At 61.6% G+C, this 23727-nt stretch carries 20 protein-coding genes and 1 tRNA gene; 10 read left to right on the forward strand and 11 right to left on the reverse strand.

Annotated elements, in window-relative coordinates; genetic code table 11:
* Positions 1–9 precede the first annotated feature (9 nt).
* From FGK63_RS05010 to FGK63_RS05020, 3 genes are read right to left on the reverse strand one after another with little or no spacing between them, the layout of a single operon-like run.
* Entirely contained in the window at positions 10–1047 is a 1038-nt protein-coding gene (locus tag FGK63_RS05010; RefSeq protein WP_138840526.1) for a lipocalin-like domain-containing protein, read from the reverse strand.
* Complete coding sequence (locus tag FGK63_RS05015; protein WP_138840527.1) at positions 1037–3451, reverse strand: ABC transporter permease; 2415 nt, start codon at positions 3449–3451, stop codon at positions 1037–1039. Before FGK63_RS05015 ends, FGK63_RS05010 begins: the two co-directional genes overlap by 11 nt.
* Entirely contained in the window at positions 3448–4095 is a 648-nt protein-coding gene (locus FGK63_RS05020) for an ABC transporter ATP-binding protein (protein ID WP_138840528.1), read from the reverse strand. Before FGK63_RS05020 ends, FGK63_RS05015 begins: the two co-directional genes overlap by 4 nt.
* A 188-nt stretch (positions 4096–4283) precedes the next feature.
* On the opposite strand from FGK63_RS05020, the gene FGK63_RS05025 reads away from it, so the two are divergent.
* Complete coding sequence (locus FGK63_RS05025; RefSeq protein WP_138840529.1) at positions 4284–4718, forward strand: potassium channel family protein; 435 nt, start codon at positions 4284–4286, stop codon at positions 4716–4718.
* Here the strand turns inward: FGK63_RS05025 and cls are convergent.
* The 4 genes from cls to FGK63_RS05045 all read right to left on the reverse strand — a co-directional run bounded on the left by cls (position 4715) and on the right by FGK63_RS05045 (position 10106).
* A complete protein-coding gene (gene cls, locus FGK63_RS05030; protein WP_138840530.1) occupies positions 4715–6127 on the reverse strand; it encodes a cardiolipin synthase in 1413 nt (470 codons plus the stop codon). The two genes, FGK63_RS05025 and cls, sit on opposite strands and share 4 nt — an antisense overlap.
* A gap of 24 nt (positions 6128–6151) precedes the next feature.
* Positions 6152–7123, reverse strand: coding sequence for an HAD family hydrolase (locus FGK63_RS05035; RefSeq protein WP_138840531.1), 972 nt, complete (start codon positions 7121–7123; stop codon positions 6152–6154).
* 85 nt (positions 7124–7208) lie between these two features.
* A complete protein-coding gene (locus tag FGK63_RS05040) occupies positions 7209–8828 on the reverse strand; it encodes an arylsulfatase (RefSeq protein WP_138840532.1) in 1620 nt (539 codons plus the stop codon).
* 249 nt (positions 8829–9077) lie between these two features.
* Positions 9078–10106, reverse strand: a complete 1029-nt coding sequence (locus FGK63_RS05045) for an AI-2E family transporter (protein ID WP_246043958.1) — start codon at positions 10104–10106, stop codon at positions 9078–9080.
* Between the two features lie 235 nt (positions 10107–10341).
* Between FGK63_RS05045 and FGK63_RS05050 the strand changes: the two genes are divergently transcribed.
* From FGK63_RS05050 to FGK63_RS20680, 3 genes are all read left to right on the forward strand, one after another.
* On the forward strand, positions 10342–11211 hold the full coding sequence (locus FGK63_RS05050; RefSeq protein ID WP_138840533.1) for a YihY/virulence factor BrkB family protein: 870 nt from the start codon (positions 10342–10344) through the stop codon (positions 11209–11211).
* A 38-nt stretch (positions 11212–11249) separates the two neighbouring features.
* Entirely contained in the window at positions 11250–13169 is a 1920-nt protein-coding gene (locus tag FGK63_RS05055) for a cytochrome c3 family protein (RefSeq protein WP_138841189.1), read from the forward strand.
* Positions 13170–13270: 101 nt separating this feature from the next.
* Entirely contained in the window at positions 13271–13471 is a 201-nt protein-coding gene (locus FGK63_RS20680; protein WP_171052577.1) for a hypothetical protein, read from the forward strand.
* A 29-nt stretch (positions 13472–13500) separates the two neighbouring features.
* On the opposite strand, the gene FGK63_RS05060 is transcribed toward FGK63_RS20680, so the two are convergent.
* Complete coding sequence (locus tag FGK63_RS05060; protein WP_138840534.1) at positions 13501–14217, reverse strand: RlmE family RNA methyltransferase; 717 nt, start codon at positions 14215–14217, stop codon at positions 13501–13503.
* Positions 14217–15329: a Ppx/GppA phosphatase family protein gene (locus FGK63_RS05065; protein WP_138840535.1), complete on the reverse strand. Its 1113-nt coding sequence runs from the start codon at positions 15327–15329 to the stop codon at positions 14217–14219. The genes FGK63_RS05060 and FGK63_RS05065 overlap by 1 nt, the downstream gene beginning before the upstream one ends.
* A gap of 240 nt (positions 15330–15569) precedes the next feature.
* Here FGK63_RS05065 and FGK63_RS05070 point away from each other — a divergent pair, with 240 nt between their 5' ends.
* The 5 genes from FGK63_RS05070 (at position 15570) to FGK63_RS05090 (ending at position 19018) form a co-directional block, all read left to right on the forward strand.
* Positions 15570–15866, forward strand: a complete 297-nt coding sequence (locus FGK63_RS05070) for a virulence factor (RefSeq protein ID WP_138840536.1) — start codon at positions 15570–15572, stop codon at positions 15864–15866.
* 36 nt (positions 15867–15902) lie between these two features.
* Positions 15903–16829 carry a methylenetetrahydrofolate reductase gene (locus FGK63_RS05075; protein WP_138840537.1) on the forward strand — a complete coding sequence of 309 codons (927 nt, stop codon included), beginning with the start codon at positions 15903–15905 and terminating at the stop codon, positions 16827–16829.
* A gap of 9 nt (positions 16830–16838) precedes the next feature.
* Positions 16839–17900: a methyltetrahydrofolate cobalamin methyltransferase gene (locus FGK63_RS05080; protein WP_138840538.1), complete on the forward strand. Its 1062-nt coding sequence runs from the start codon at positions 16839–16841 to the stop codon at positions 17898–17900.
* Positions 17901–18045: 145 nt separating this feature from the next.
* Positions 18046–18867 (forward strand): polyphosphate kinase 2 family protein, encoded by an 822-nt coding sequence (locus tag FGK63_RS05085; RefSeq protein WP_171052578.1) that lies wholly within the window; start codon positions 18046–18048, stop codon positions 18865–18867.
* 77 nt (positions 18868–18944) lie between these two features.
* Positions 18945–19018, forward strand: a tRNA-Gly gene (locus FGK63_RS05090).
* Between the two features lie 68 nt (positions 19019–19086).
* Here FGK63_RS05090 and FGK63_RS05095 read toward each other — a convergent pair.
* Both FGK63_RS05095 and FGK63_RS05100 read right to left on the reverse strand, forming a co-directional pair.
* Positions 19087–19944: a class I SAM-dependent methyltransferase gene (locus FGK63_RS05095; protein WP_138840540.1), complete on the reverse strand. Its 858-nt coding sequence runs from the start codon at positions 19942–19944 to the stop codon at positions 19087–19089.
* 23 nt (positions 19945–19967) lie between these two features.
* Entirely contained in the window at positions 19968–22010 is a 2043-nt protein-coding gene (locus FGK63_RS05100; RefSeq protein WP_138840541.1) for an ASKHA domain-containing protein, read from the reverse strand.
* A gap of 249 nt (positions 22011–22259) precedes the next feature.
* Between FGK63_RS05100 and guaB the strand changes: the two genes are divergently transcribed.
* A complete protein-coding gene (guaB, locus tag FGK63_RS05105; RefSeq protein ID WP_138840542.1) occupies positions 22260–23708 on the forward strand; it encodes an IMP dehydrogenase in 1449 nt (482 codons plus the stop codon).
* Positions 23709–23727: the final 19 nt, after the last annotated feature.

Raw genomic sequence — 23727 nt, forward strand, 5'->3', positions numbered from 1 at the left:
GTCGCCGGTTCATTCATACCCGGTCATTTCCAGGTATCCGATGCCACTGTGGCTACCTGTTACCCTTACGGGCCCTTCCCAGTAGGAGAACGAGGTGCCCATCCATGCATTCGGATTGAGCGCGGAGATCTCGATGTCGAGGTCTTCATCGGGCAGCCCAAGCCGCCATCGCACCGGGATGTTGCGCCCGGCTGTCCGGGCCGTTTCCAGTGGTTCAGCCACAAGCGCGCCGTCGTCGATGGCCCGCGCCTTTCCATCCGGTTCGATCCACGTGGCCGAAGTGTAGTCGCCGCGCGCGCCGCGCAGCCGAAAGGCCATCAGCCTGTCGCCGCTGTCAAAACGCAGCGAGAACCAGTCCCACCCGGTCTGGTCTTCCGACAGAGGTTGCGAAGACCATTCCCGATCCATCCAAGCCTTGCCCGTAACCTGAACGTCACCATCGGGCAGTTGAAGGGTTCCGGTGACGGCGTAAGCGGGTTGCGAGTAGTAGTAGCTGGCTTGCCCGTCCGCCGATTTGACCGAATAGCCGCCATCGCCATGAAAGACCAACGGACCCTGGGCATTCAATTTCAGGTCATAGCCGAAATCGGCGCCTCTTGCGGACAGGGTCAAGGAGTCCATGTCGGGGCCGTCCATCCGCCATTCGTCGATCCAGGCCGCGAAGGGGTTGGCCGTCACGCCCGCCTGGCCGATTCCACCGCGCGCAATCCGCTCGGCAAAGCGGTGGCTGTCCGAGGTCGTCACGGCAGCATGTCCCATCCAGAGTTGCGGGCTTTGCCAGCCGTCCGAGTCAAGGGGCTTGAGGGCGGAGCGAAACAGGGTCCACTGAATGCCGTACTCCGCGCCGTCATCGCCCATGAGATTTGCCGTGACATACCACCATTCGATGCGGAACGTCGGATGAGCGCCATGATCTGCGGGGAACTGGAACTGATAACCGCGTTGCGGAACTTTAAAGCCTTCGGCGTCCGTTCCCAAGCCGGCAAACCCCTGCGCGAGCGCGGCGCAGGGCAAGAACAGAAGAAATGCCAGAAGCCTAACGTTCATTGGCAAACACCCTTAACAGATCCGACGGCGGCAAACGGCGCAACCGCATTGCAGGAAGCGCCGCCGCGGCGGCAGCCGCGAGCAGCGTCAACCCCAACAGGCGCAACCAGTCGAGCGGGAATAGATGCATCGGCAGCCGCCAACCGAATGCCTCGACATTGATGATGGAAAGCAGAACCCAGGCCAGGATCAGGCCCAGAGGCAAGGCAAAAATAGCTGTCAGGGCAGCCAGCAGCACACTGCGCAGCAGTTCCAACCGCGCCAGTCGCGTCCGCGTCAGCCCCAGTGCCCAGACCGGCGCAATCTGCGGCAGCCGTTGGGTCCAAAGCGTCAGCAGGCTGGTCAGAATTGCAAAACCAGAGACGCCGAGCGTCAGGATGTTCAGGGCGGATGTGACAACGAATGTCTTCTCGAATACCGCCAGGGATTGCGCCTTGATCGCGGCCTGATGGATCACCGCTTGAGGTGGCATGTCGAACTGCTCGCGCAGCGCTTGCGCCAGTTCCGTGGCTTTTTCCGGGACGACCCGGATACCGAAACGCCGGTTCGGGGCCTCGGGAAAATGGGTGTCGAACTGCTGCATTGAGACAAGAGCCTGACCTGTGGGGTTGCCGTAGTCCGAATAGACGCCGGCAATCTCCAGCGTCCAGTCGGGCGCGATGGTCAACCGGTCGCCGGTCCAGAGGCTGCCACGCCGCGCCAACTGCTCGTTTACCAGAACCGCGTTCCCCGCCGCGACGCGGACCCAGACATCGGGCGCGGCGTCGATCAATGGCCAATTCTGGCGGTATGTTCGGTCGTCAATGATCCCGTAAAGAAAAAGTGGGCCGGTCTCATGCCAAAGCTCGGTGCGCCGGATCGGCAATACCGACTCCGAGCGAGGCCGAAGCCAATCGGCAATCTCGGCTCCTTGCTGGTCGTCCCTGGCCGTCACGTACAACTCGGAGGTCAGGCGCTGATCAAGCCAGCCGATAAAAGTCAGGCGAAAGCTCGCGACCATTGTTCCGACGCCGATATTGGTCGCAAGCGCAAGAAGCAGCGCCATCAGCGCCAGCGAAAGCCCGGGCAACTGGGCGCGCATGTCCGCCCAGACCCACTGCGCAACCGGTCCACTTGCCCGCCTCTCGAATCGCGCAAGCAGAAAGGCGAGCGATGCGGGCAAAAGCAATGCGGCACCGACCAATATTCCGCTCAGCATCGCGAAACCGGCGAACAGGCCCTCTCCCAACAACGGCGTCGCGGCCCCCGCTGCGATCAGGCCAAATCCGCACAGAGCAGTCAGCCGCGCCGAACCGGGGCGGCCCCGCCAAGCCTGCAAGCCCGGCGCGGCCAACAGTGGCATTCGTGACAGGTGCCACAGCGTCTGGCTGCTGGCCAAAAGAGTTCCGCCTGCGGCCATCGCCAGTCCGGAGGCGATCCAGGCCGGGCGCAATACCAATTGCCCTTCGACGGGCGCACCGTAGAGCCCGCGCAGAGTGGCGGCCACGTCGGGCAAAAGCGCGCCTGCCAGGAAATAGCCCAGAACCAGTCCCATCGCACCGCCCAGCAATGCAATTAACGTCAGTTCCAAAAGAACGAGCCGGACCAGAAGGTTCAATGGAAGCCCCAGGGCCCGCAATGTTCTGAACATGCCGCGCCGCTGCGCCATGGCCAGTCCAACCGTGCCGTGAACGATGAAAAGCCCGACGGCGAAGGACAGCAGTCCGAAAGCCATCAGGTTGAGGTGAAAGCTGTCGGTTAGTTGTGCAGTATCCATCGCCTCGGAAGGTGCAACGCGCTCGAGTTCCGGCGCGAGTGCGTCCAGGGACGGCAGACCCATCGGTTGGACCGGCAAGACGACCAGACGGGAAATCTGACCGGGCTTTCCCAACATCTTCTCGGCCACGCCGATATCGGTCAGGATCAGGTCGGGTGGGACCGCGTCGCTCTCGATGACCGGCGGTAGATCGGGGCGGCCTGCCAAAAAAGCCGACAACTCCGGCCGTACGAAAAGCCGGCCCGGGGCGGTTAGCAACTCTGCCAGATCAGGCTGGGTTGCGCCATCTCTGGCCTCGGAAAAGGCAGGCAGGGCAGGGTAGGCCAGCACGTCTACCCCCATGACGCGTAGCGTTCGGTCCTCGGTTCTGTAAGGACCTTCAAGGACTGCCGCGACCTGCCAGCCGGCGCGCCGCAGCGTGACGTAAAGGTCGACGGGAATGAAGCCCCCTGGCATGTGCAATTCGTCGTTCTGACCGGCGGCCAGTTGTGCGCTAGCTCGGGCATAACTGGCGCGCGCCTCGGCGTTGATCGCCTGCACCGCCGACCAAAGGGCAGTAGCCAGCGCAATCCCGATCAACAACGTCCCGAGTTGGATCTTGTGCAGGCGCCAATGCGACGCCAGCGCCTGGATGGCCGGGCCGATCATGTAATCCGTCCGCTGGCCAGATGGGCGCGCCGGTCCAGCCGGTTGGCGATATCGAGAGAATGTGTGACCAGCAGCAAGGCCGCGCCGGTATCTCGCACAAGATCCAGCATCAGGTCCAGAACCGCCGCGCTTGCTGTTTCATCAAGGTTTCCGGTTGGCTCATCCGCAAGCAGGAGTTTCGGCCGCGCTGCCATTGCGCGCCCGATCGCAACCCGCTGTTGCTGGCCGCCGGACAGGTATTCGGGATAACGATCCAGCAAGTCCGCAAGGCCAAGCCGTCGGGTCAGATCAGACAACCATCCCTTGTCCAGCCGTTCGCCGAGGCGTGCATGAAAGGACAGGTTCTGCGCGACGGTCAGTGACGGGATCAGGTTGAACTGCTGAAAGACCATCGCGACCCGATCCCGCCGCAATGCCGCCCGGCCAGGGTCATTCAGCGACGACAAGGCTTGTCCATCGACCGTGATCTCACCGCTTTCAAACGTGTCGAGCGCGCCCACCAGGTTAAGAAGCGTGCTTTTGCCGCTGCCGCTTTCCCCGGTCAGGGCCAGTGTCTGACCATGATCGAGTGCAAGAGACACGTCCTGCAGGACCGGCCTGCCACCGGGGTAGGTCTTTCGGACATGGTCGACTGTCAGGAGCATTCGGGTCTCCGCAATTGGTCAGTCACAATGTGCAACCGGAAAGAGCACTGTCCAGACCCGAGGCCGGTTTGGAACCATTCGCCGCAGCGCATCGTTTTGGGCCGCGATCCGGGCCGGGGGTTGTTCCCCGTTTCACTTCCGTACATTCTGCACCCGATGGATTTCGCCAATAACGTGAGGCTTTACGCATGACACTGTCGCAACAGGTTCTATGGGGCAGTGTCTATCTTGGGCTCTGCTTTCTGGTCGAGATCATCATGCTGACCTGGTGCACCCTGGTTTTGCGCAACCTGTCACAGAAGTGGGTGCACAAGGGACAGGTCATTCGGACCGCCGGTCCGGTCAGCCTCGCGTTGTTCTTTATCGTCATTACACACACGATTCAGGTCTGGATCTGGGCCGTGGTCTGGGTGGTGGGGGCAGTCCTGCCGGACTGGAACTCGGCTCTCTATTTCTCGCTGGTGACCTTCACCACCTTGGGCTACGGCGACATCGTTCTGGGTGACGAATTGCGGATCTTCGGGGCCTTTGCTTCGGTCACGGGGCTGCTGGCATTCGGGTTGTCCACGGCATACCTCGTCGCCTTGATGACCCGGGTCTTCGAAAACCGTTTACTCTCCTAGAGTATGGGCGAGAAGAGCCGCGCGATCGGGGCGCCAAAGCGTATGCGTGACGGTTGCTCGCGCAGAAGGCGCGTCAGCTCGGTGCTGGAAGCGAAATCGTCGCTCAGCATGGAGGCGATGGCTTCTGCCGCACGATCGTCGAAGAACAGCGCCATAGCTTCGAAGTTGAGGCGGAAGGAACGGTTGTCCAGGTTGGTTGTCCCGACTGCCGCAAGTGTATCGTCGACCACGAAAACCTTCTGATGCATGAATCCGGCGTCATAGCGGAACACACGTGCGCCGCATTTGCGAATTTCGTCGAAATAAGAGAACGCCGCCAGCCAGGGGATCTTGTGGTCGATGACCTCGGGCACGAGGATGCGAACGTCCACTCCACGCAACGCGGCGTTTTGCAGGGCCGACGTGATGTCGAGATCCGGCACGAAGTAGGGCGTTGCGATCCAGATTCTTTCCTTGGCCTCGGAAATCGCTGCAAAGAACATCATGGCGCCGGTTTCGGTCTGGTCACCGGGACCCGTGGCGACGATCAGCGCGTTCATGTCCTGTTCGGACACTTCACCCGTCCATTCGAGCAGGGCGATCAGGTCGTCACCGCATGCCCAGTGCCAGTCTTCGGTAAAGATCAGCTGCAACTGTTGGACGATTGGACCGTGCAGCCGCAGATGCGTGTCACGCCAAGGGCCAAAGGTCGGGTCCTGCCCCAGATACTCGACCCCGACATTGTGGCCGCCGATGAAACCGGTGTGGCCGTCCACGATCACAGTCTTGCGGTGGTTGCGGTAGTTGAGTTGAAACCGGTAGTTCGGGCCCCGCTTCTTTTTCGGATCCGCAACCTCGACCCCGGCCTGCCGCATGGTTTCCAGATAGGCTTTTGGCAGGCTGTAGCTGCCGACCGCATCGGTCAGAAAACGGACCCGAACCCCGCGCTTCACCGCGTCGATCAGTTTCTCCTGCAGTTCCAAGCCCAACTCATCGTCGCGAACGATGTAAAATTGGATGAGGACATAGGTTTTTGCCGCGTCGATCGCATCGAAGATCGCCCTGAACGTCGCTTCGCCGTCGATCAAAAGGTCCGCGCCATTGCCGCGGCATACCGGAAGGTGCGCGATCTTCTCGAAGGGGCGCGGATTGATCCGCATGGTCTGTGCGTCCGCCTTGGCGATTTCCGCAAAGGTTTTGATCCCTTCGACGACCTGCTCGCTTTCGCGCCGCGCGATGCGGTAGCCACGAAAGCGGTGGTGGCCGAGAAACAGATACAAGGGCACCGCAAGATGAGGTGCCGACAACAGGAATACTGCCCAACCAACCGCACCCTGCGGTGTTCTCGCCGTCTGTGCCGCGCGCAGGGAAAACAGGATCGCCAGCGAGTAGAAGGCGACGACGACGAGGGATAGAATGATGGTCCACATGCGCGGTTCTGGCTGACGAAGCGGTTACTGCTTTCCAGTGTAGACGCGTGACCAGTCCTTCGCCATATCCACGATCAGCCAGCCCATGTCCGGGCCTTTGTCCAACCCGTCGACAAGGCGGCCGACATGGCTGTCGCGGTCATATGCCCACTCTCGTTGGGCGTCGGTGTGGTGAACGATAAGGCCCAGCCGCGGCCCGTCGCCTGCAGTCGACCATTCAAGCATTGCGAAGTCACCATCCGAATTGCCGCCGGCGATGATCGGGCGCTTGCCGATTGTGCGGTCGATGTTGACGGGTTTGCCGGCTTTGTCGTCGACAAAGGCGATGCCGGGGGCCTTCACGATCGTGGGAACTCCTTCAACCTCGGTGTAGTCGCTGTTGCCATACGTGCCCAGGATCTGCTCGGGCGGAATGCCGTAGGCCCGCTCGGCAAAGACCCTCATGAAGTGGATGCCGCCGCCTGAGACGATGTAGGTTTTGAACTGCTCGTCGCGCAGGTAGCGAAGCAGTTCGACCATCGGTTGATAGGTCATCTTGTCGTAGGGCAGGCCGGTATCGGGGTGGCGCGCGGTTTCCAGCCAGGCCGCGACGGCGGTCTGAAAGTCATCGACGCTTGATCCTGAATGAGAGGCGTTCACGACTTCGATCAACGCCTCCTCGCCGCCTTGCACCACGGTTTGAAGATCGCCCTCGGCGGCCGCCTTGAGCGTATCGCTGGACAGGACCGACGGATCTTCCTTTGCCAGATCGGCCAAGCGGTCCAGTGCAAATATCAACTGAAAATAGACCGGCTGTTCGGCCCACAGCGTCCCGTCATTGTCGAAAACGGCGATGCGTTCGGAGGGAGTGACATAGTCGGACGAGGCGGGGTCGGTGACGGTCTCGACAAATGTCACGATCCGGTTCTTGGCCTCGGTGTCGTTCCAGGATGGCAGGGGGTCGGCCAATGCAGGGGCCGCGGCCAATAGAGTGCAGGAAACTAAAATATGACGCATGGTACAAAATCCTTGATAAATGGCAGGGCCCCTTCCGTGGAGCCCCGCCTGTTTCGAGCAAGTTCGTCCCGATCGGGAGGTGTGCCTACGGGTTACCCTGTGGCGACGAGAGCTGTTCCATAACCTTGTCCAGCGAGAAACTCGCCGCTTCCTGACGCGGCGGGTATTCTTGGAAAGTTGCCAGGAAGTTCCCGACGTATTGCTGCGCCGGCACCAGCATGTAGGCCCTGTCGAGCATCCAGTCATAGTAGGTATTCGATGTCCGGTAGCCACGTTCGTAGGGATCGCGCCGCAGGTTGAAGATCAGAGGTACCCGCAGTGGCGTCAGCGGCTCCATCCAGGCTCGGAAAGTGCCCCAGGCCTTCTGCTCGAGGAAGGTGATCTTCCAGTCGCCGAAGCGGAGCGCCGCAAGGTCGCCATCATCCGTGAAGTAGAAGATTTCCTTGCGCGGGCTTTCGGCCGCCTCGCCGGTCAGCAGCGGCAGGATGTTGTAGCCGTCGAGATGCACGCGGTAGTCGCGGCCTCCGCCGACCTCGGCCACGGTCACGCCTTCCAGAAGGTCCTCCTTGATCGTTTCGTTCCCGGCTGCAGCCAGGAATGTCGGCAGCCAGTCCATGTGATGCACGATCTCGTTGGATACAGCGCCCTCGGCGATCTTTCCGGGCCAGCGCACCATGGCCGGTACGCGCCATGCGCCCTCCCATTGGGTGTTTTTCTCGCCCCAGAACGGGGTCATCGCGGCATCGGGCCATGTGTTCATGTGCGGCCCGTTGTCGGTCGAGTAGAACACGATGGTCTTGTCGGCGATGCCAAGCTCGTCAAGCAGATCGAGGAACTGGCCAATATGCATATCATGCTCGACCATGCCGGCCTGATATTCATCCAGATGCCTGCCGGCGATCTCATTGGCCTTCTGGCGCATTTCGTCGCGCACATGGGTCCGGAAGTGCATCCGGGTGCCCGACCACCAGACGAACCAGGGCGTTCCGGTCTCTTCCTGGCGCTTGATGAAATCGATGGCGGCCGCGACGGTCTCGTCATCCACGGTTTCCATCCGCTTTTTGGTCAGCGGGCCGGTATCTTCGATCTGTCCATCGGCCGAAGACTTGATGACGCCGCGCGGACCGAAAGCATCGCGAAACGTATTGCCGTCTGGCAGCACGAGGTCTCCGGGATAGTCTTCGTTCTCGGGCTCTTCTTCTGCGTTGAGGTGGTACAGGTTGCCGAAAAACTCGTCGAATCCGTGATTTGTCGGCAGATGTTCATCCCGGTCACCCAAGTGGTTCTTGCCGAACTGGCCCGTGGCATAGCCTTCGGCCTTGAGCAGGCCCGCGATGGTCGGATCTTCGACCTGCATGCCTTCTTTGGCGCCCGGCAGGCCGACCTTGGACAAGCCGGTGCGGAAGACCGACTGGCCCATGATGAAAGATGATCGCCCAGCGGTGCAGGACTGTTCGCCGTAATAGTCGGTGAACATCATTCCTTCGTCGGCGATCCGGTCAATGTTCGGCGTCTGGTATCCCATCATGCCCATCGTATAGGCCGAGATGTTGGACTGCCCCACATCGTCACCCCAAATGACGAGAATGTTGGGCTTTTCGTCCTGAGCCAGCGCGGGCAACGCGACGAGAGCCGCGAAGGACGCCGTGGCGATGCCGCGCAATGCGGATAGCCACCTATGTGTCTGTGGTTGTGAAAAGATCATATCTTACTCCCTGTGCCCTTCCACCTTGCAGGTGTATGGGCATTCAGTTCGACATTGGATGGCAGTACCTTTCGTGTCGGCACCACCTGCAATTTCCTGATTCCATGTGTTAAATGGCATTATTTGGAATCAGACATCGACAGCCTAAGACAATTTTACATTCAAGAATATTAGTTTTGGTCGATATCTGGTTGCGGAGAGGTTCTTCGCTTGAATACAGCCTCAAGTTGCCGTGACGCGGCCGCGCCCTCAGTTTCTGTTCCCGTTGTCCTCGCCAAGGCTCCCGTCCAGGGACATCAGAATCGCAACGGGCCTCAGCGCGGGGACGTGGCTGAAGATGATGAGGATGCAGACCGTCAAGGGCACGCTGAGGAACGCGCCGATGATGCCCCAGACCGTAGTCCAGAAGGTCAGGGCGAGGATGACCAGAAAAGTGGACATGTTCAGGGACCGCCCAAGCATCGCCGGGTCAAGGAAATTGCCAATGAAGAACTGCAGTGTTCCGCAGCCGAACACGATCACCAGAAACGGCACGATGGAGTCGAACTGCACGAGCGAGATCAGGGCAGGAAAGATCACCGCGATGATGGACCCGATAGAGGGGATGAAATTCAGCGCAAACGTCAGAACCCCCCACGTCTCGGCATATTCCAGACCGAGCACGCGGAATACGCCATAGCTGATCAGCGCCGTCAGGGCGCTGATGAAGCTTTTTACGCCGATGTACCGCTGCAGGCTGACCGATATCGCGTCCATCACCGTGGACAGGTCAGCACCGATTTCCGGACTTGGTGCAGCCAGACGTATCTTGTTGCGAAAGGCCAAACGCTCGGCCATCAGGAAGGCGACGTAAAGGCTGATGAGCAGGAACTGGTTTAGCAGCGAGGTCGCACTGCCCAGCGCCGCGCGGGCCACCATCGACAGGTCGATGCTGATCAGGTTGTCACGGATGAACTTGGTCACGTCGTTGCCGACCAGCCCCGTGATCTTTAGGACCGCGTTGTCGAATTGATCCTCGAAGGTGTTGATCTCGCGCACGAATTGCGTGGCCTGACTGCCAAGCACGTACATGATCATGAACAAGCCTGCCAGCACCACGATCACCCCGGCCAGGTTGGCGATCCAGACCGGAGCGTGCGTCACGGCGACGAACCGGTCGCTGACGGCGATGATCAGGACGTTGACCAGCAGGGCAATGGTAAGAGGGATCAGAAAGCTCGATCCGGCGTAGAGCGCAAGAACCGCCAACGTGCCGACGATCATGGTGTCGCGAGCCATGGGCAGGCTCAGTCGTGCGCGAGTTTCCCTTTGTTCGGAGTTCATGTTCATACAGCGGCTCGCGATCTGGCTCGGATGGCGTTCTCATCTTGGCCTGAAACATGGGACATGCGGTCAATCCTGCACAGGCCGAACGGTTTGTGCAATGGCGCCAGACGGTTAACTCGCGAAGAAATCCGCGGATAAGAGGCAGAGCGGGGTTCTGCCTGCGCCAAAGGCCGTCTAGGGTGACGGGATGAGCGGCGCTTCGAATCTTACGATCGGACTTCCATTTCAGGCCCTGCGGCTGGCACTGAGTCGTTTCGCCGCCAAGAACGGGCTGGTGATGAGCAGCCATGTGGCCATGTCGCTGATGCTGGCGCTGTTTCCGTTCATGCTGTTCACCGTGGGCCTCGCCGGAACCTTGTCTCAGGATTATGTCACGGAAGAATTGATCGAACTGATGTTCGGTGCGTGGCCCGAGGAAGTAGCAGATCCCATCGTGGCCGAACTGCGCGCGGTTCTGCAGGGTGCAGGGTCCGGGGTTATTACGGTAGGCGGTCTTCTCGCCGTCTATTTTGCGTCCAACGGCGTGGATGCGGTACGGGTTGCGATGACGCGGGCCTATCACGATGTCGACACCCGTCCGTTCTGGAGGGCGCGGCTTTTGTGCATCGCCCTGGTGATCGGCGGCGGCGCGGCCATCCTGGCCATTGCTGCCGTCGAGGTCGTGCTGCCGATCTACACCCGACTTGTGTCCGAAAAAACCGCGGTCAACGCCTCGGAATGGCTTTCAGTGGAAAGGATCCGCTGGACATTCACGGTGGCCATACCCGTGATCATGGTCATCGGCGCCCATCTCATCCTGCCGCCGGTTCGGCATCGGTTGGCGCAGGTCTTGCCCGGTGTCGCGCTGACACTGTTTTTGTGGGCCGCAGGCGGTTGGGCGTTTTCGGTCTACATTAGTTCTTTCGCGACCTACAGCACGACCTATGCAGGGTTGGCCGGGGCCATGGCGGCACTGATCTACCTGTATCTCAGCGCCGCCATGCTCATACTCGGGGCCGAATACAACGGGGCGTTGATGGATTTGCGCGACAAACGGTCTGGCGCAGGGACAGTCTGATGCCGGGTTTCAACGCAAAACGTCTTTCAATGGTTCACATGGTCCGCGTTCTTTTCACTTGCCTTCTGTGTGCCTTGTCCGCCCCCGGTGCCGTGTCGGCGCAGACGCCTGCCTACGTGGGATCGGAGCAGTGCGCCGACTGCCACGAAGCCGAGGCGCTGGCCTGGGCCGGATCGCACCATGCGAAAGCCTGGACACTTCCTGACTCAACGACCGTCCGGGCCGATTTTGAGGGCACCGAGTTCGAACATGACGGCATGACCGTCAGGTTTCGCGATCAAGGCGACGGCTATGTTGCGGAGGTAACTGAAAAGAACGGCGAGACAACCGAGTACGAACTGCACAGCGTGGTCGGGATCGAACCATTGCAGCAATACCTGATCGAGACCGAACCCGGCAGGCTTCAGAGCTTCGATGTCGTGTGGGACACCGAAAAGGGCGAATGGTTTTATCTCTATCCGGATCAGGACCTGCCGCCCGACGATGGCCTGCACTGGACCGGCCCCTACAAGAACTGGAACGGCCGGTGCGCGGAATGCCATGCCACCGGATACGAAAAAAACTTCGGGGCGAGGACGGGGCGCTACGCCTCGACCCAGTCCGAGATCGGGGTCGGGTGCGAGGCATGTCATGGCCCCGGATCGGCGCATCTGGATTGGGCGACCGGCAAGGCATTGGCCGACGGTTTGGATGAATTCGGATTCTCCATGACCTGGGGCAGCGGGGAGACCGAGGCGGAAATCCAGCAATGCGCCAGTTGCCATTCCCGCCGCGAAGCCCTTGGCGACGGCAACCCTTTGCCCGGCACGCCGTTCCACGATGCCTACAACCTCGCGGTTCTGCGTCCCGGGCAGTATCATCCCGACGGCCAGATCCTGGACGAGGTCTATGTCTACGGGTCTTTCCTGCAATCCAAGATGTATGCCAAAGGCGTCGGCTGCATGGATTGCCACGAACCTCATGGGGCCACCCTGAAGGCCGAGGGGAACGCGATATGCACGCAGTGCCATTCCCCCGTCGGCAATCCGTCATTCCCGACGCTCGCCAAAAAGGATTATGACGACGCTGAGCATCACCATCACGTCGACGGGGGCGAAGGCGCGCAGTGCAAAAGCTGCCACATGATCGAACGGGTCTACATGGGCGTCGACGGTCGGAGGGATCACAGCTTTCGCATTCCAAGACCCGATCTGGGTGCGAGGATTGGCGCGCCGGATGCCTGCACGGATTGTCATGAGGACAAGGGGCAAGAATGGGCGGCTGAGCGGATTGCGGAGTGGTTTCCTTCCAGCACCCATCGCCAGCCGCATTACGGCGAGGCTTTCGCCCAAGCGATCAACGCTCCAACTGACAGCGGCCCCGGCCTGACGGCGCTGGCAATGGACGAGACGCAGGCGGGGATCGTTCGCGCGACGGCGCTCTATCTTTTGCAACCCCATGCGACACCGGATCTCGCCGACGATACCGCAGAGTTGCTCTCGGACTCTGATCCAATGATCCGCGCCAATGCCGCGCCATTGCAACGGGCGGCGGCGCTTGAAGATCGGACGGCGCGGCTGATGCCGTTGTTGCAGGACCCGATGCAATCGGTTCGGATCGCCGCGGCGAGGGAGTTTCTGACCATCCCAACACAAAACCTTGGACCCAGCCAGAGGGCATTGGCCGGACAGGGCATGCAGGAATGGCAGCGATCCCTTTCGCATCGCCTCGACTTTCCCGAGACGCACATGGTCCTTGGGGGCATGGCCCTGACGCTGCGCAACGCGGAGGCGGCCGAACGGGCGTTTCGCGAGGTCGTGTCGATGGATCCACAAAGGGCGGAAGCCTGGCCGATGCTTGTGCAACTTGCGCAGATCAACGGGGGGCCGGCCGCTGCACGTAGCGTTTTGCGCGAGGCGCTCGACATTTTGCCGGATGACCCGACATTGCAGCGCCTTGCGGTGGAACTGCGACCCTGACACGGCACGGGACAGCCGTTTTCCCGCCATCTTGGCATCACATTCTGCGGCTATCGGTCGGGCAGGGGCAATTCTTGCCCGTGGTTGATTGCAGGTGCGTGATGTACGAGAAACCGGCCAAGTCCCGGCGTTTCCAGTCGGTGGAAGGGATCCTGCGAAACAGGCCGACCGAAGAGGCGTGCCGCCGGATCGCAGAAATCAAGTGCCGCGATATCAGCCGCAGCGAGACGCATGATTTGATGGGACAGGCGATGGCGTCTTTCCGCGAGCAGAGACTGCCGGATCAGAGACCGAAGGGATGATCACACTGATCCGAGCGGCACAGATGCATTCAGCCCCGGAACCCCGTTGCAACCACGAATTTTTCGGAACTGTCCGACCGGGATGAAGGCGGCTTGATGTTGGCGACCTTCTCGAACTTCTGCTTCAGCAGCTTCTGCAGATCCCCCTCGGCCCCGCCCGCGAGAACCTTGGCGACGAAGGTGCCGCCAGGCTCCAGAACGTCAAAGGCGAAGTAGGCAGCGGTTTCGCAAAGCGCGATGATTCTCAGGTGGTCGGTCTGCTTGTGCCCGGACGAGGCGGCCGCCATGTCCGACATCACCACGTCGGCCTTGCCGCCCAACCAGCCCTTGACCATCTCGTCAGCATCATCGGACATGAAGTCGAGCTGATGTATCTCGGCGCCTGCGATCGGCTCGACCTCTTGCAGATCGATGCCAAGCACCGTTCCGACCTTCTTGCCGGCCTTCTCGCCCAGGGCATTCACCCGCTTGACCGCGACCTGGCACCAGCCCCCTGGAGCGCAGCCAAGATCGACCACACGGGCGCCGGGCACGAGAAAGCGGAACTTGTCATCCAGTTCCATGATCTTGAAGGCGGCGCGTCCGCGATAGCCTTCGGCCTGCGCCCTTTTGACATACGGGTCGTTCAACTGCCGTTGCAGCCAGCGCGTCGAGCTGAGCTTGCGCCCGCGCGCCGTCTTGACCGAAACCTTCAGGTCGCGCTGCCCACGGCCCGACGTGTTCTTTCCACTCGGAGTCTTTGCCATCAGAATGGTCCGTCTTCCAATACGCCGTCCGCGCTCATCTGGGCATAGAGCAGCCCCTCGCGCAGACCCCGGTCCGCCACGGACAGCCGGTCGGTTGGCCAGCAGCGCAAAAGCGCCTGCAGGATGGCCGAACCGGACATGATCAGCGCCTGCCGATCCTCACCGATGCGAGGGTCGCGGCGGCGGCCCTGGGGCCCGAGTTCTAGATACCCTCGTATGACCTTGTCAATCTGGTCCGAGGTCATCCGCAACCCATCAACCTTGGTCCGGTCATATCTTTTCAGGCCAAGGTGCGAGGCGGCGACGGTCGTTACTGTCCCGCTGGTTCCGACGATCTGAAAACCGGCTCGGGCCTGCTCGTCCTTGTAGGGGGCGAAATCGGCCAGGTTCTCTTCGAAAAACCAGCTCATCAAGGCAAAGCGCGCCGCGTCATCCTCGACGTCGTGGAATTGGTCGCGCAGCGTGGCGACGCCCAGCGGCACGCTGATCCAGTCCACCACCTTGGCGGCGGGAAAGGGGCTTTCGGGCGGGTGAAATCCGGCGTGAAGCCGCATGATCGCCGCCGGGCGATCGCGTCGCGGAACCGACGAGAGGTCGATCCAGACCAATTCCGTCGATCCGCCGCCGATATCCACCACCAGAAGCTGTTCCGTCTTGATCGAAACCAGCGGCGCGCAGGAAATCACGGCCAGCCGCGCCTCTTCCTCGGGTTGGATGATTTCAAGCGTCAGGCCTGTTTCCCGTTTCACCTGACGGATGAAGTCGTGTGCGTTCTTGGCGCGCCGGCACGCTTCGGTGGCGACAAGCCGCATCCGCGTGACCTTGTTCCGCTTGAGCTTTTGCTGGCAGATACGAAGCGCCTGGACAGTGCGCGACATCGAAGACCGCGACAGCCGCCCGGTCCGCTCCAATCCCGCGCCAAGCTGCACGGACTTGGAAAAGCTGTCCACCACATGGAAACCGCTGCCCTTGGGCTGGGCGATCAGCATGCGACAGCTATTTGTGCCCAAATCCAGCGCAGCGTAAAGCGCATCCGGATCGGGCCTTCGAGGCGCGGGGCTTTCGACCGCTTTCGGGAACGCGCCCGCACCAGTGGGACGCTTGGGCGCCATGTTCACGCCCTCCGATTTCGAGTTAACCCGACCATAGGTCGCGCCGATCATCGGCGCAAGCGGCTCATTATCGTCATGAGAAATTTGATGACGGAACTGAGGGGGATATGGGGTAGATGCATGGTGGGCCCCATCGCGGCGGAAAAGTCGCTGCAAATACGGCAGGTGTCGAAATCCGACCGACCCGCGCCGATATTGCCGTTTAGAACCGGCGCATCTGGTTAGGAGGAATCAAGAGCGATGCCCGACGTCACCATCGTTTACTGGCGCGACATCCCTGCTCAGGTCATCGTCGGCAAGGGTCGCCGCGGGGCCAAAAGGCAGCTGGAAGAGCGGTTTGAACAAGCCATCGACCGCGCCGCGATGAAGGTGGGGGCGCAGGATACCGACGCCTACCTGGCCGAATGGCGCAAGGCCGAACCCTTCGTAATGGAAGGTGAGCCGGAAGAAATCGCCGAAGCCGAGGCGCGCCGACTGGAAACTGAATACGATCGGGAACGCATCAAGGCCCTGATCGCCAATGACGGTTGGGCTTGAGCCCTGCATCCACCTGCATCTAAATGGGAGGCCTCTATGGCTTTGCTGAACTTCAAGAAACGCGAGTCGGCCGAGAAGGCACCGGTAAACCCGACCGTCGAGGCGTTCCTCAAGGATTACTCGATCGAGGTGATGCCGCGCACCGCCGAAAAGGTCGAGGATTTCCGCGATCTGCTGCCGCAAGGCACCCGTGTCTACATCGCCCATATCGAAGGCACGCCCATCGAGGACATGGTCAAGACCGCCAAGCGGATCGCGGCCGAGGGCTATCCGGTCATGCCGCATTTCCCGGCACGGATCATCAAGGATGCGGCCACGCTGGAAAACTGGATCTCGATGTATCAAGGTGAGGCGGGCGTCGAACAGGCGCTGCTTCTGGCCGGTGGCGTCGCCAAACCGCATGGGCAATTCGACAGTTCGATGCAGCTGATGGAAACCGGTCTTTTCGACAAGGCGGGCTTCAAGCGCCTGCATGTCGCCGGCCACCCCGAAGGCAACAAGGACATCGACCCGGACGGTTCGTTCAAGAACGTCGATGCCGCGCTGCAGTGGAAGCAGAAGTTCAAGGAGCGCACCGACGCCGAGATGGCCCTGGCCACCCAGTTCGCCTTTGACGCCAAGCCGATCATCGCATGGGCGGACGGCCTGAAGGCCGCCGGAATCGACCTGCCGATCCACATCGGCATCGCAGGTCCGGCCAAGCTGCAGACGCTGATCAAGTTCGCCATCGCCTGCGGCGTCGGCCCTTCACTGAAGGTTCTGCAGAAGCGCGCCATGGACGTTTCCAAGCTGCTGCTCCCCTACGAGCCGAACGACGTGGTTACGGAACTGGCGGCGCACAAGGCGGCGAACCCGGACTTCAACATCACCAACGTGCATTTCTTCCCGCTTGGCGGTATCAAGACCAACGCCACATGGGCAATCGAAAACGGCGGCGCTTCGGCGAAGCCCGTAAACTCCTAAGGATCGGACATGACCCGTACAGTCGTAGAATCAAAAACAAAAACCGCCGTCCTGGGCTTTGACGAACCGTTCTGCGTGATCGGTGAGCGGATCAACCCCACGGGCCGCAAGAAACTGGCCGCCGAACTCGAAGCGGGCGATTTCTCGACCGTCGAGAAAGACGCGCTGGCGCAGGTCGCTGCAGGTGCAACCGTTCTCGATATCAACGCGGGGGTCGTCTACAACTCGAACCCCAACCCGAACGAGACCGAACCGCCGCTGATGACCAAGATCGTCGAGCTGGTGCAGGGCCTCGTCGATGTGCCGCTCTGCATCGACTCGTCGGTTCCGGGCGCGCTGGAAGCCGGTCTCGCCGCCGCCCACGGTCGTCCTCTGCTGAACTCGGTCACAGGCGAGGAAGAGCGGCTGGAACTAGTTCTGCCTCTGGTCAAGAAGTACAACGTTCCGGTCGTCGCGATCTCGAACGACGACACCGGCATCTCGGAAGATCCGGACGTTCGCTTTGAAGTGGCCAAGAAGATCGTGCAGCGCGCTGCCGATTTCGGCATTCCCGCGCATGACATCGTGGTCGATCCGCTTGTCATGCCAATCGGCGCCATGGCGACAGCCGGTCAGCAGGTGTTCGCGCTGGTCCGCCGCCTGCGCGAAGAGCTGGGCGTGAACACCACTTGCGGCGCATCGAACATCTCGTTCGGCCTGCCGAACCGTCACGGCATCAACAATGCCTTCCTGCCGATGGCCATGGGCGCCGGCATGACCTCGGCGATCATGAACCCGGTGGCCCTGCCGGTGACGCAAAAGGCGATTGCCGAGAAAAAGGAACAGGTGGCCGCCGCCGGAATCATACTGCCTGAAGGCATGGATGACGAGACTTTCGTGACCCTGTTCGGCCTGGGCTCGACCATGCCGCGCGCTGGCAAGGAGATGGAGGCCATCCGCGCCGCCAACCTGCTGACCAACAACGATCCGCACGGTGGCGAGTGGATCAGGTTCAACAAGCCGCCCGCCGAGGCAGGCGCCGAGGCCGAAGGCCGTGGTCGCCGCGGCAACAGCCGTCGCCGCCGCGCCTGATCCAGCGCGAAGTCCAGATCGAAAGGGCCGGGCGGATTGCCTGGCCCTTTTTTCATGCCTTGGGTCGCTCCGCCTTGTTGTCATGAGCCTTCATTCAGGGAAAAGTGGACGGAACGCGCGTAGAAGCGACAGGAGGTTAGAACACATGACCCGTCCCCCAAGGCTGGCCGATGCGGATCTGTCGAAGCGGCTCGGCAAGGCGGAATACCTGGAAAGGTTGGCCGTGCTGCAGACACAGCTTTCCCGCGTCCAGCAGGCATTTCTGTTCCACGGCATCAAGGGCGTGATCGTATTCGAAGGTTGGGACGCCGCGGGCAAGGGCGGAACCATCCGGCGGATCAGCCAGGCGCTGGATCCCCGAAGTTTCAAGGTCTGGCCCATAGGTGCGCCGCGGAATTACTACCTCAACCGCCACTATCTGCTGCGTTTCTGGGAGAGACTGCCGCCCGAAGGCGCGATCTCGGCGTTCGACCGCAGTTGGTATGGCCGTGTTCTGGTCGAACGGGTCGAAAACCTGACGCCCGAGCGGCGCTGGCGCGAAGCCTACCGCGAGATCAACGATTTCGAGCGAATGCTTGTTGATGATGGTGCCCGCATCGTGAAGCTGTTCTTTCACATCTCGCCGGAAGAACAGATGGCCCGGTTCGAGGAGCGGCTGCGCAACCCGATGAAGCGATGGAAGCTGACCTACGAAGATTTCCGGAACCGCGAGAAATGGGAACAGGCGGAGATCGCCACGGACGAAATGCTGGCCCGGACGTCGACCAAGGTTGCGCCGTGGAACGTTATTCCGTCGAACAACAAAAAATACGGTAGAATCGCTGCAATGAAGGCCGTCGTCAAAGCGTTCTCGCGCGACGTCGATCTGGATCCGCAGCACCTGGATCACCGGACTTTGGACGAGGCCAGCAGGCATCTGGATGTCGACCAGAACCTCATCGAAAGCCTGCGCGCACGCACCGAATGAAAACGCGCCGGCCTTCCGGTCGCCCGGCGGAATCACCTTGAACCAGGCTTGCATGTGGTGGTATTCCGAAGCTCGCGGCGGGTATGATGTAATGGTAGCCTGTCAGCTTCCCAAGCTGAACGCGCGGGTTCGATTCCCGCTACCCGCTCCAGATTTTCAGAATATTTTCAATCGATTTCCGCGCGAGTTTAACGCTGTTTCGATCGTGCGGCAGATCGCTTAATCCGGACGCCGTGCCTGAAACAGGTTGATCGTCGCCGGCATGTGGACACCATCGCCGCTGACGAAGGGTTGTATGGCTTTGGCGACCGCATCCTGGATGGCCTGGGCGTCCTCTTCGGTGCCTTCGAAATGGGCAAGCACACGGGCGGCCGGACCAAGCCGGGTACAGAGGAACGCCGTGTCCTCGCACCCGCCGACAGGAGCCAGGCGCAATTCGACGGCTTCTCCGGTGATGTTAACCAAACCCGCCTCGGCCATCAGGCCGGTGACGCGGTCGATATCGTGAAAGGCCAGGGGGCCGGGCGCGTTGCGGTCGACCTTGGGAGGATTGCCCAATCGCGAACTCGCAGCGACATGTGGAATTCGAAACCAAGGGTTTCCGGAAAGTTCACCCCATGCGGCAAAGGTCATGCACCCACCCGGTTTCATTGCCCGCGCCATGTTGGCGAATGCCGCGACATTGTCGCTGAAGAACATGACCCCGAAGCGGGAAATCATGGCGTCCCGTTCCTGCGGCGCAAACGGCTCGATTTGGGCGTCCGCGAGGCGGAATTCCACGTTCGCCGCCTTTTCCGACGCTGCCCGCACCCGGGCGCGGTCGAGGAACTGGGCCGAAATATCGACGCCCAGTATGTGCCCGGACGGCCCGACGCGCCGCGCCGCCGCAAGCGAACTGGCCCCGGTGCCGCAGCCGATGTCGAGCACGCGCATTCCCGCGGACAGGGCCGCGCGATCAAGGACCAGGTCAAGCACCGGAGCAAAGACCGTGTCGATCTGGTCCTCGAAAGTCAGCCACTTGACGCCCGAAGCTGACTTTCCCCAGTACTCCGCCTGCTCCTCGTTGCCGGTCTGCATGTCTTGCGCCCCCTTTTCGGGGACTATGCCCTCCGGCGTCGGCGACGACCAGAAGTTTCGTCGTCGCCGCCCGTGTTGAATGACGGTGCGGGCAGGGTGACCACCTTGGCCAGTTCCGGGAACGGGTCGGTCTTGTGCGGGATCGCGTTCGCGGCCACGAAATGCTCCTGGAACTTGGGTTCGATCGCGGTTTCGACCTTTGTGATCTCGCGCACGACGCGTTCGATCTCGGCCCTTGAAGCGACGTTGCAGAGCGCGATCCGCGCGCCGGTGCCGGCAGCGTTGCCTGCGCTCGAAACCTTGTCCAGCGGCGCATCGGGGATCATTCCCAGCACCATGGCGTGTTTGGTCGAGATATGCGCGCCGAATGCGCCGGCCAGAACGACACGGTCCACCTTGTCCACGTTCATTTCGTCCATCAGCAGCCGCGCCCCGGCATAAAGCGCCGATTTGGCAAGCTGGATAGCGCGGATGTCGCCTTGCGTGACCGTGATGCGCGGTCCGCCATCGGCGGAGGAATCGTGAATCAGATAGGCGTGTGTGCGCCCTTCGGGAATGCACCGTTGGGTGCCGGTCTTTTCCGCCGAACCGATCAGCCCGCTTTCATCCAGCAGCCCTGCCATGCGCATTTCGGCCACGGCCTCGATGATGCCCGAACCGCAGATACCTGTGATGCCGGTAGTGGCGATGTCGGCGTCAAAGCCTTCCTCGTCCGACCATTTGTCCGAGCCGATCACACGGAAACGGGGTTCCTTCGTCACCGGATCGATCTCGATCCGTTCGATGGCGCCCGGGGCGGCGCGCTGGCCCGAACTGATCTGTGCGCCTTCGAAGGCCGGACCGGTAGGCGAGGAACAGGCCAGAACGCGTGTGGTGTTGCCCAGCAGAATTTCGGCGTTGGTTCCGACATCGACGATCAGCACTAGGTCCTTGGACTTGCCGGGTTCTTCCGACAGTGCCACGGCGGCGCAATCTGCGCCCACATGGCCCGCGATGCAGGGCAGGATATAGACCTGCGCCCGCGCGTTGATCGTGGTCAGGTCCATTTCCCGAGCCGCAAGCGACATGCTTTCCGAGGTGGCCAAGGCGAAGGGCGCCTGACCCAGTTCCACCGGGTCCAGACCCAGAAGCAGATGGTGCATCACCGGGTTGCAGACAAAAACTGTCTCGACGATCAGGCCCGCGTCGATGCCCGCCTCGTCCGCGATTGCCGTAGCCAGATCGTTGATCGCCTCGCGGACGGCCTTGGTCATCTCCTTGTCGCCGCCGGGGTTCATCATCGCGTATGACACGCGGCTCATCAGGTCTTCGCCGAAACGGATCTGCGGGTTCATGAGGCCCGAGGACGCCTTGACCTCACCGGTTTCCAGGTCGGTCAGGTGCGCGGCGATGGTGGTCGATCCGAGGTCGATCGCAAGGCCGTAGAGTCCGCCTTCGTGCAGGCCAGGCCAGATCTCGACGATCCGCGACACGTCGTCATTGTGTCCTTTGTGGAGCGCGACCGTGACTTCCCATTTGCCCTTGCGCAGCGTCGGCTGAAGCTTGGATAGCAGCGACAGGTCCGCCGAAACGGACTGAATGTCCCATTGCTGGCGCAGCGCCCGTTCCAGCCGTTCCAGATCGCCGGTGGGCGAGTGCATGTCCGGTTCCTCGACCACCACGAAGTATAGCCGCGTCGCCGGGTCCATGACGATTGCCCGCGCCGTGGCAGCCTTGCGGACCACTTGGCGGTGTACCTGGGACTCAGGCGGAACATCGATCACCACGTCGCCCTGCACGGTGGCTTGGCAGCCGAGTCGCCGTCCGGTTTTCAGACCGCGCTTGTCGTCGTAACGCTGCTCGACCGCGTTCCATTCGCTGAGCGCGCCGTCCCTGACCGTGACCCCATGCTTGGGAAACTCGCCATAGCTCGGGGTGATCTGGCATTTCGAGCAGATGCCGCGCCCGCCGCAAACCGAATCAAGATCGACGCCCAACTGACGCGCGGCGGTCAGTATCGGGGTGCCGACCGGAAAATGGCCGCGTTTGCCGGACGGGGTAAAGACGACAAGAGGGTCGTTGGTCATGGGGGTCTGCCTTTGGTGTTCACGCGTATGCGGCGCAACATATGAATTTGACGCCAAAGGGAAAGGGCGTTGAACGGCAGGTTTTGGCCAGGTTGCGTCGTTTTTCGGCCGTTCAGGCGTTGGCAGCCCGGAAACCGAAGGCTCAGACAATACAGAACCGGTAGCGCGAAGTGGCGGCAGGGGCTTTCCCTCGGCCAAGAACCGTGCCATAGGGTCACCGCCAAACGGGGCTTTGCATGGGGATGACGGATGCAGATTCGTGAGGCACTTACCTTTGATGACGTTCTACTGGTTCCGGCGGCCTCTTCGGTCCTGCCGTCAACGGCGGATACCTCGACGCGCGTGACGCGCGAGATCAAGATGAACATCCCTCTGCTCAGCTCGGCCATGGACACGGTGACCGAGTCGCAAATGGCGATCACCATGGCCCAGGCGGGCGGTATAGGCGTCATTCACAAGAACCTGTCGGTCGAAGAACAGGCTCGTGAGGTTCGCCGCGTCAAACGGTTCGAATCGGGCATCGTGTACAACCCCGTCACCCTGCGCCCGGATCAGACGCTGGCCGATGCCAAGGCCCTTGTGCAACGCTACAATTTCACCGGCTTTCCGATTGTCGCAGAAGGCGGCCGCGTGGTCGGTATCCTCACCAACCGCGACATGCGCTTCGCCACGTCGGACGAAACACCGATCCGGGTGATGATGACCTCGGACAACCTGGCCATGCTGCAGGAACCCGCGGACCTGGAAGAGGCCAAAAGCCTGATGAAGGCCCGCCGGATCGAGAAGCTGTTGGTGGTGGACGCCAAGGGCAAGCTGACCGGTCTGTTGACGCTCAAGGATACCGAACAGGCGGTGCTGAACCCCACGGCCTGCAAGGACCGGTTGGGGCGGCTTCGGGTGGCGGCGGCGACCTCGGTTGGCGATTCCGGCTTTGAACGGTCGCAGGCGCTGGTGGAGTCGGGCGTCGACATCATCGTCGTGGATACCGCGCATGGCCATTCGGCCGGCGTAATCGAGGCGGTGAAGCGCGCCAAGACCCTGTCGAACGAAGTGCAGATCATCGCAGGGAACGTGGCGACGGCCGAGGCGACCAAGGCGCTGATCGATGCGGGCGCGGATGCGGTCAAGGTCGGAATCGGACCGGGGTCGATCTGCACCACGCGGATGGTGGCCGGCGTGGGCGTTCCGCAACTGACTGCCATCATGGATTGCGCTGCCGCGGCAGGCGACGTTCCGGTGATCGCAGATGGCGGCATCAAGTTTTCGGGCGATTTCGCCAAGGCCATCGCCGCCGGAGCGTCCTGCGCCATGGTGGGCTCGATGATCGCCGGCACCGACGAATCCCCGGGCGAGGTAATCCTGTACCAGGGCCGCTCGTTCAAATCCTATCGCGGCATGGGCAGCTTGGGGGCAATGGCGCGCGGATCGGCCGATCGCTATTTCCAGAAGGATGCGGCCAGCGACAAGCTTGTGCCCGAGGGTGTCGAAGGACAGGTGCCATACAAGGGGTCGGCGACTGCCGTGATCCATCAGTTGGTGGGCGGGCTTCGGGCGGCCATGGGCTATACCGGCTGCGCCACGGTGACCGAGATGCGCGCGAACTGCCGGTTCGTCAAGATCACGGGGGCCGGCCTCAAGGAAAGTCACGTGCATGATGTCCAGATCACGCGCGAAAGCCCGAACTACCGCGTCATGTGATCGAATCGCGATAGGCCGG

The sequence above is a fragment of the Ruegeria sediminis genome (genome assembly GCF_005938215.1).
GTDB classification, from domain to species: Bacteria; Pseudomonadota; Alphaproteobacteria; order Rhodobacterales; family Rhodobacteraceae; genus Ruegeria; species Ruegeria sediminis.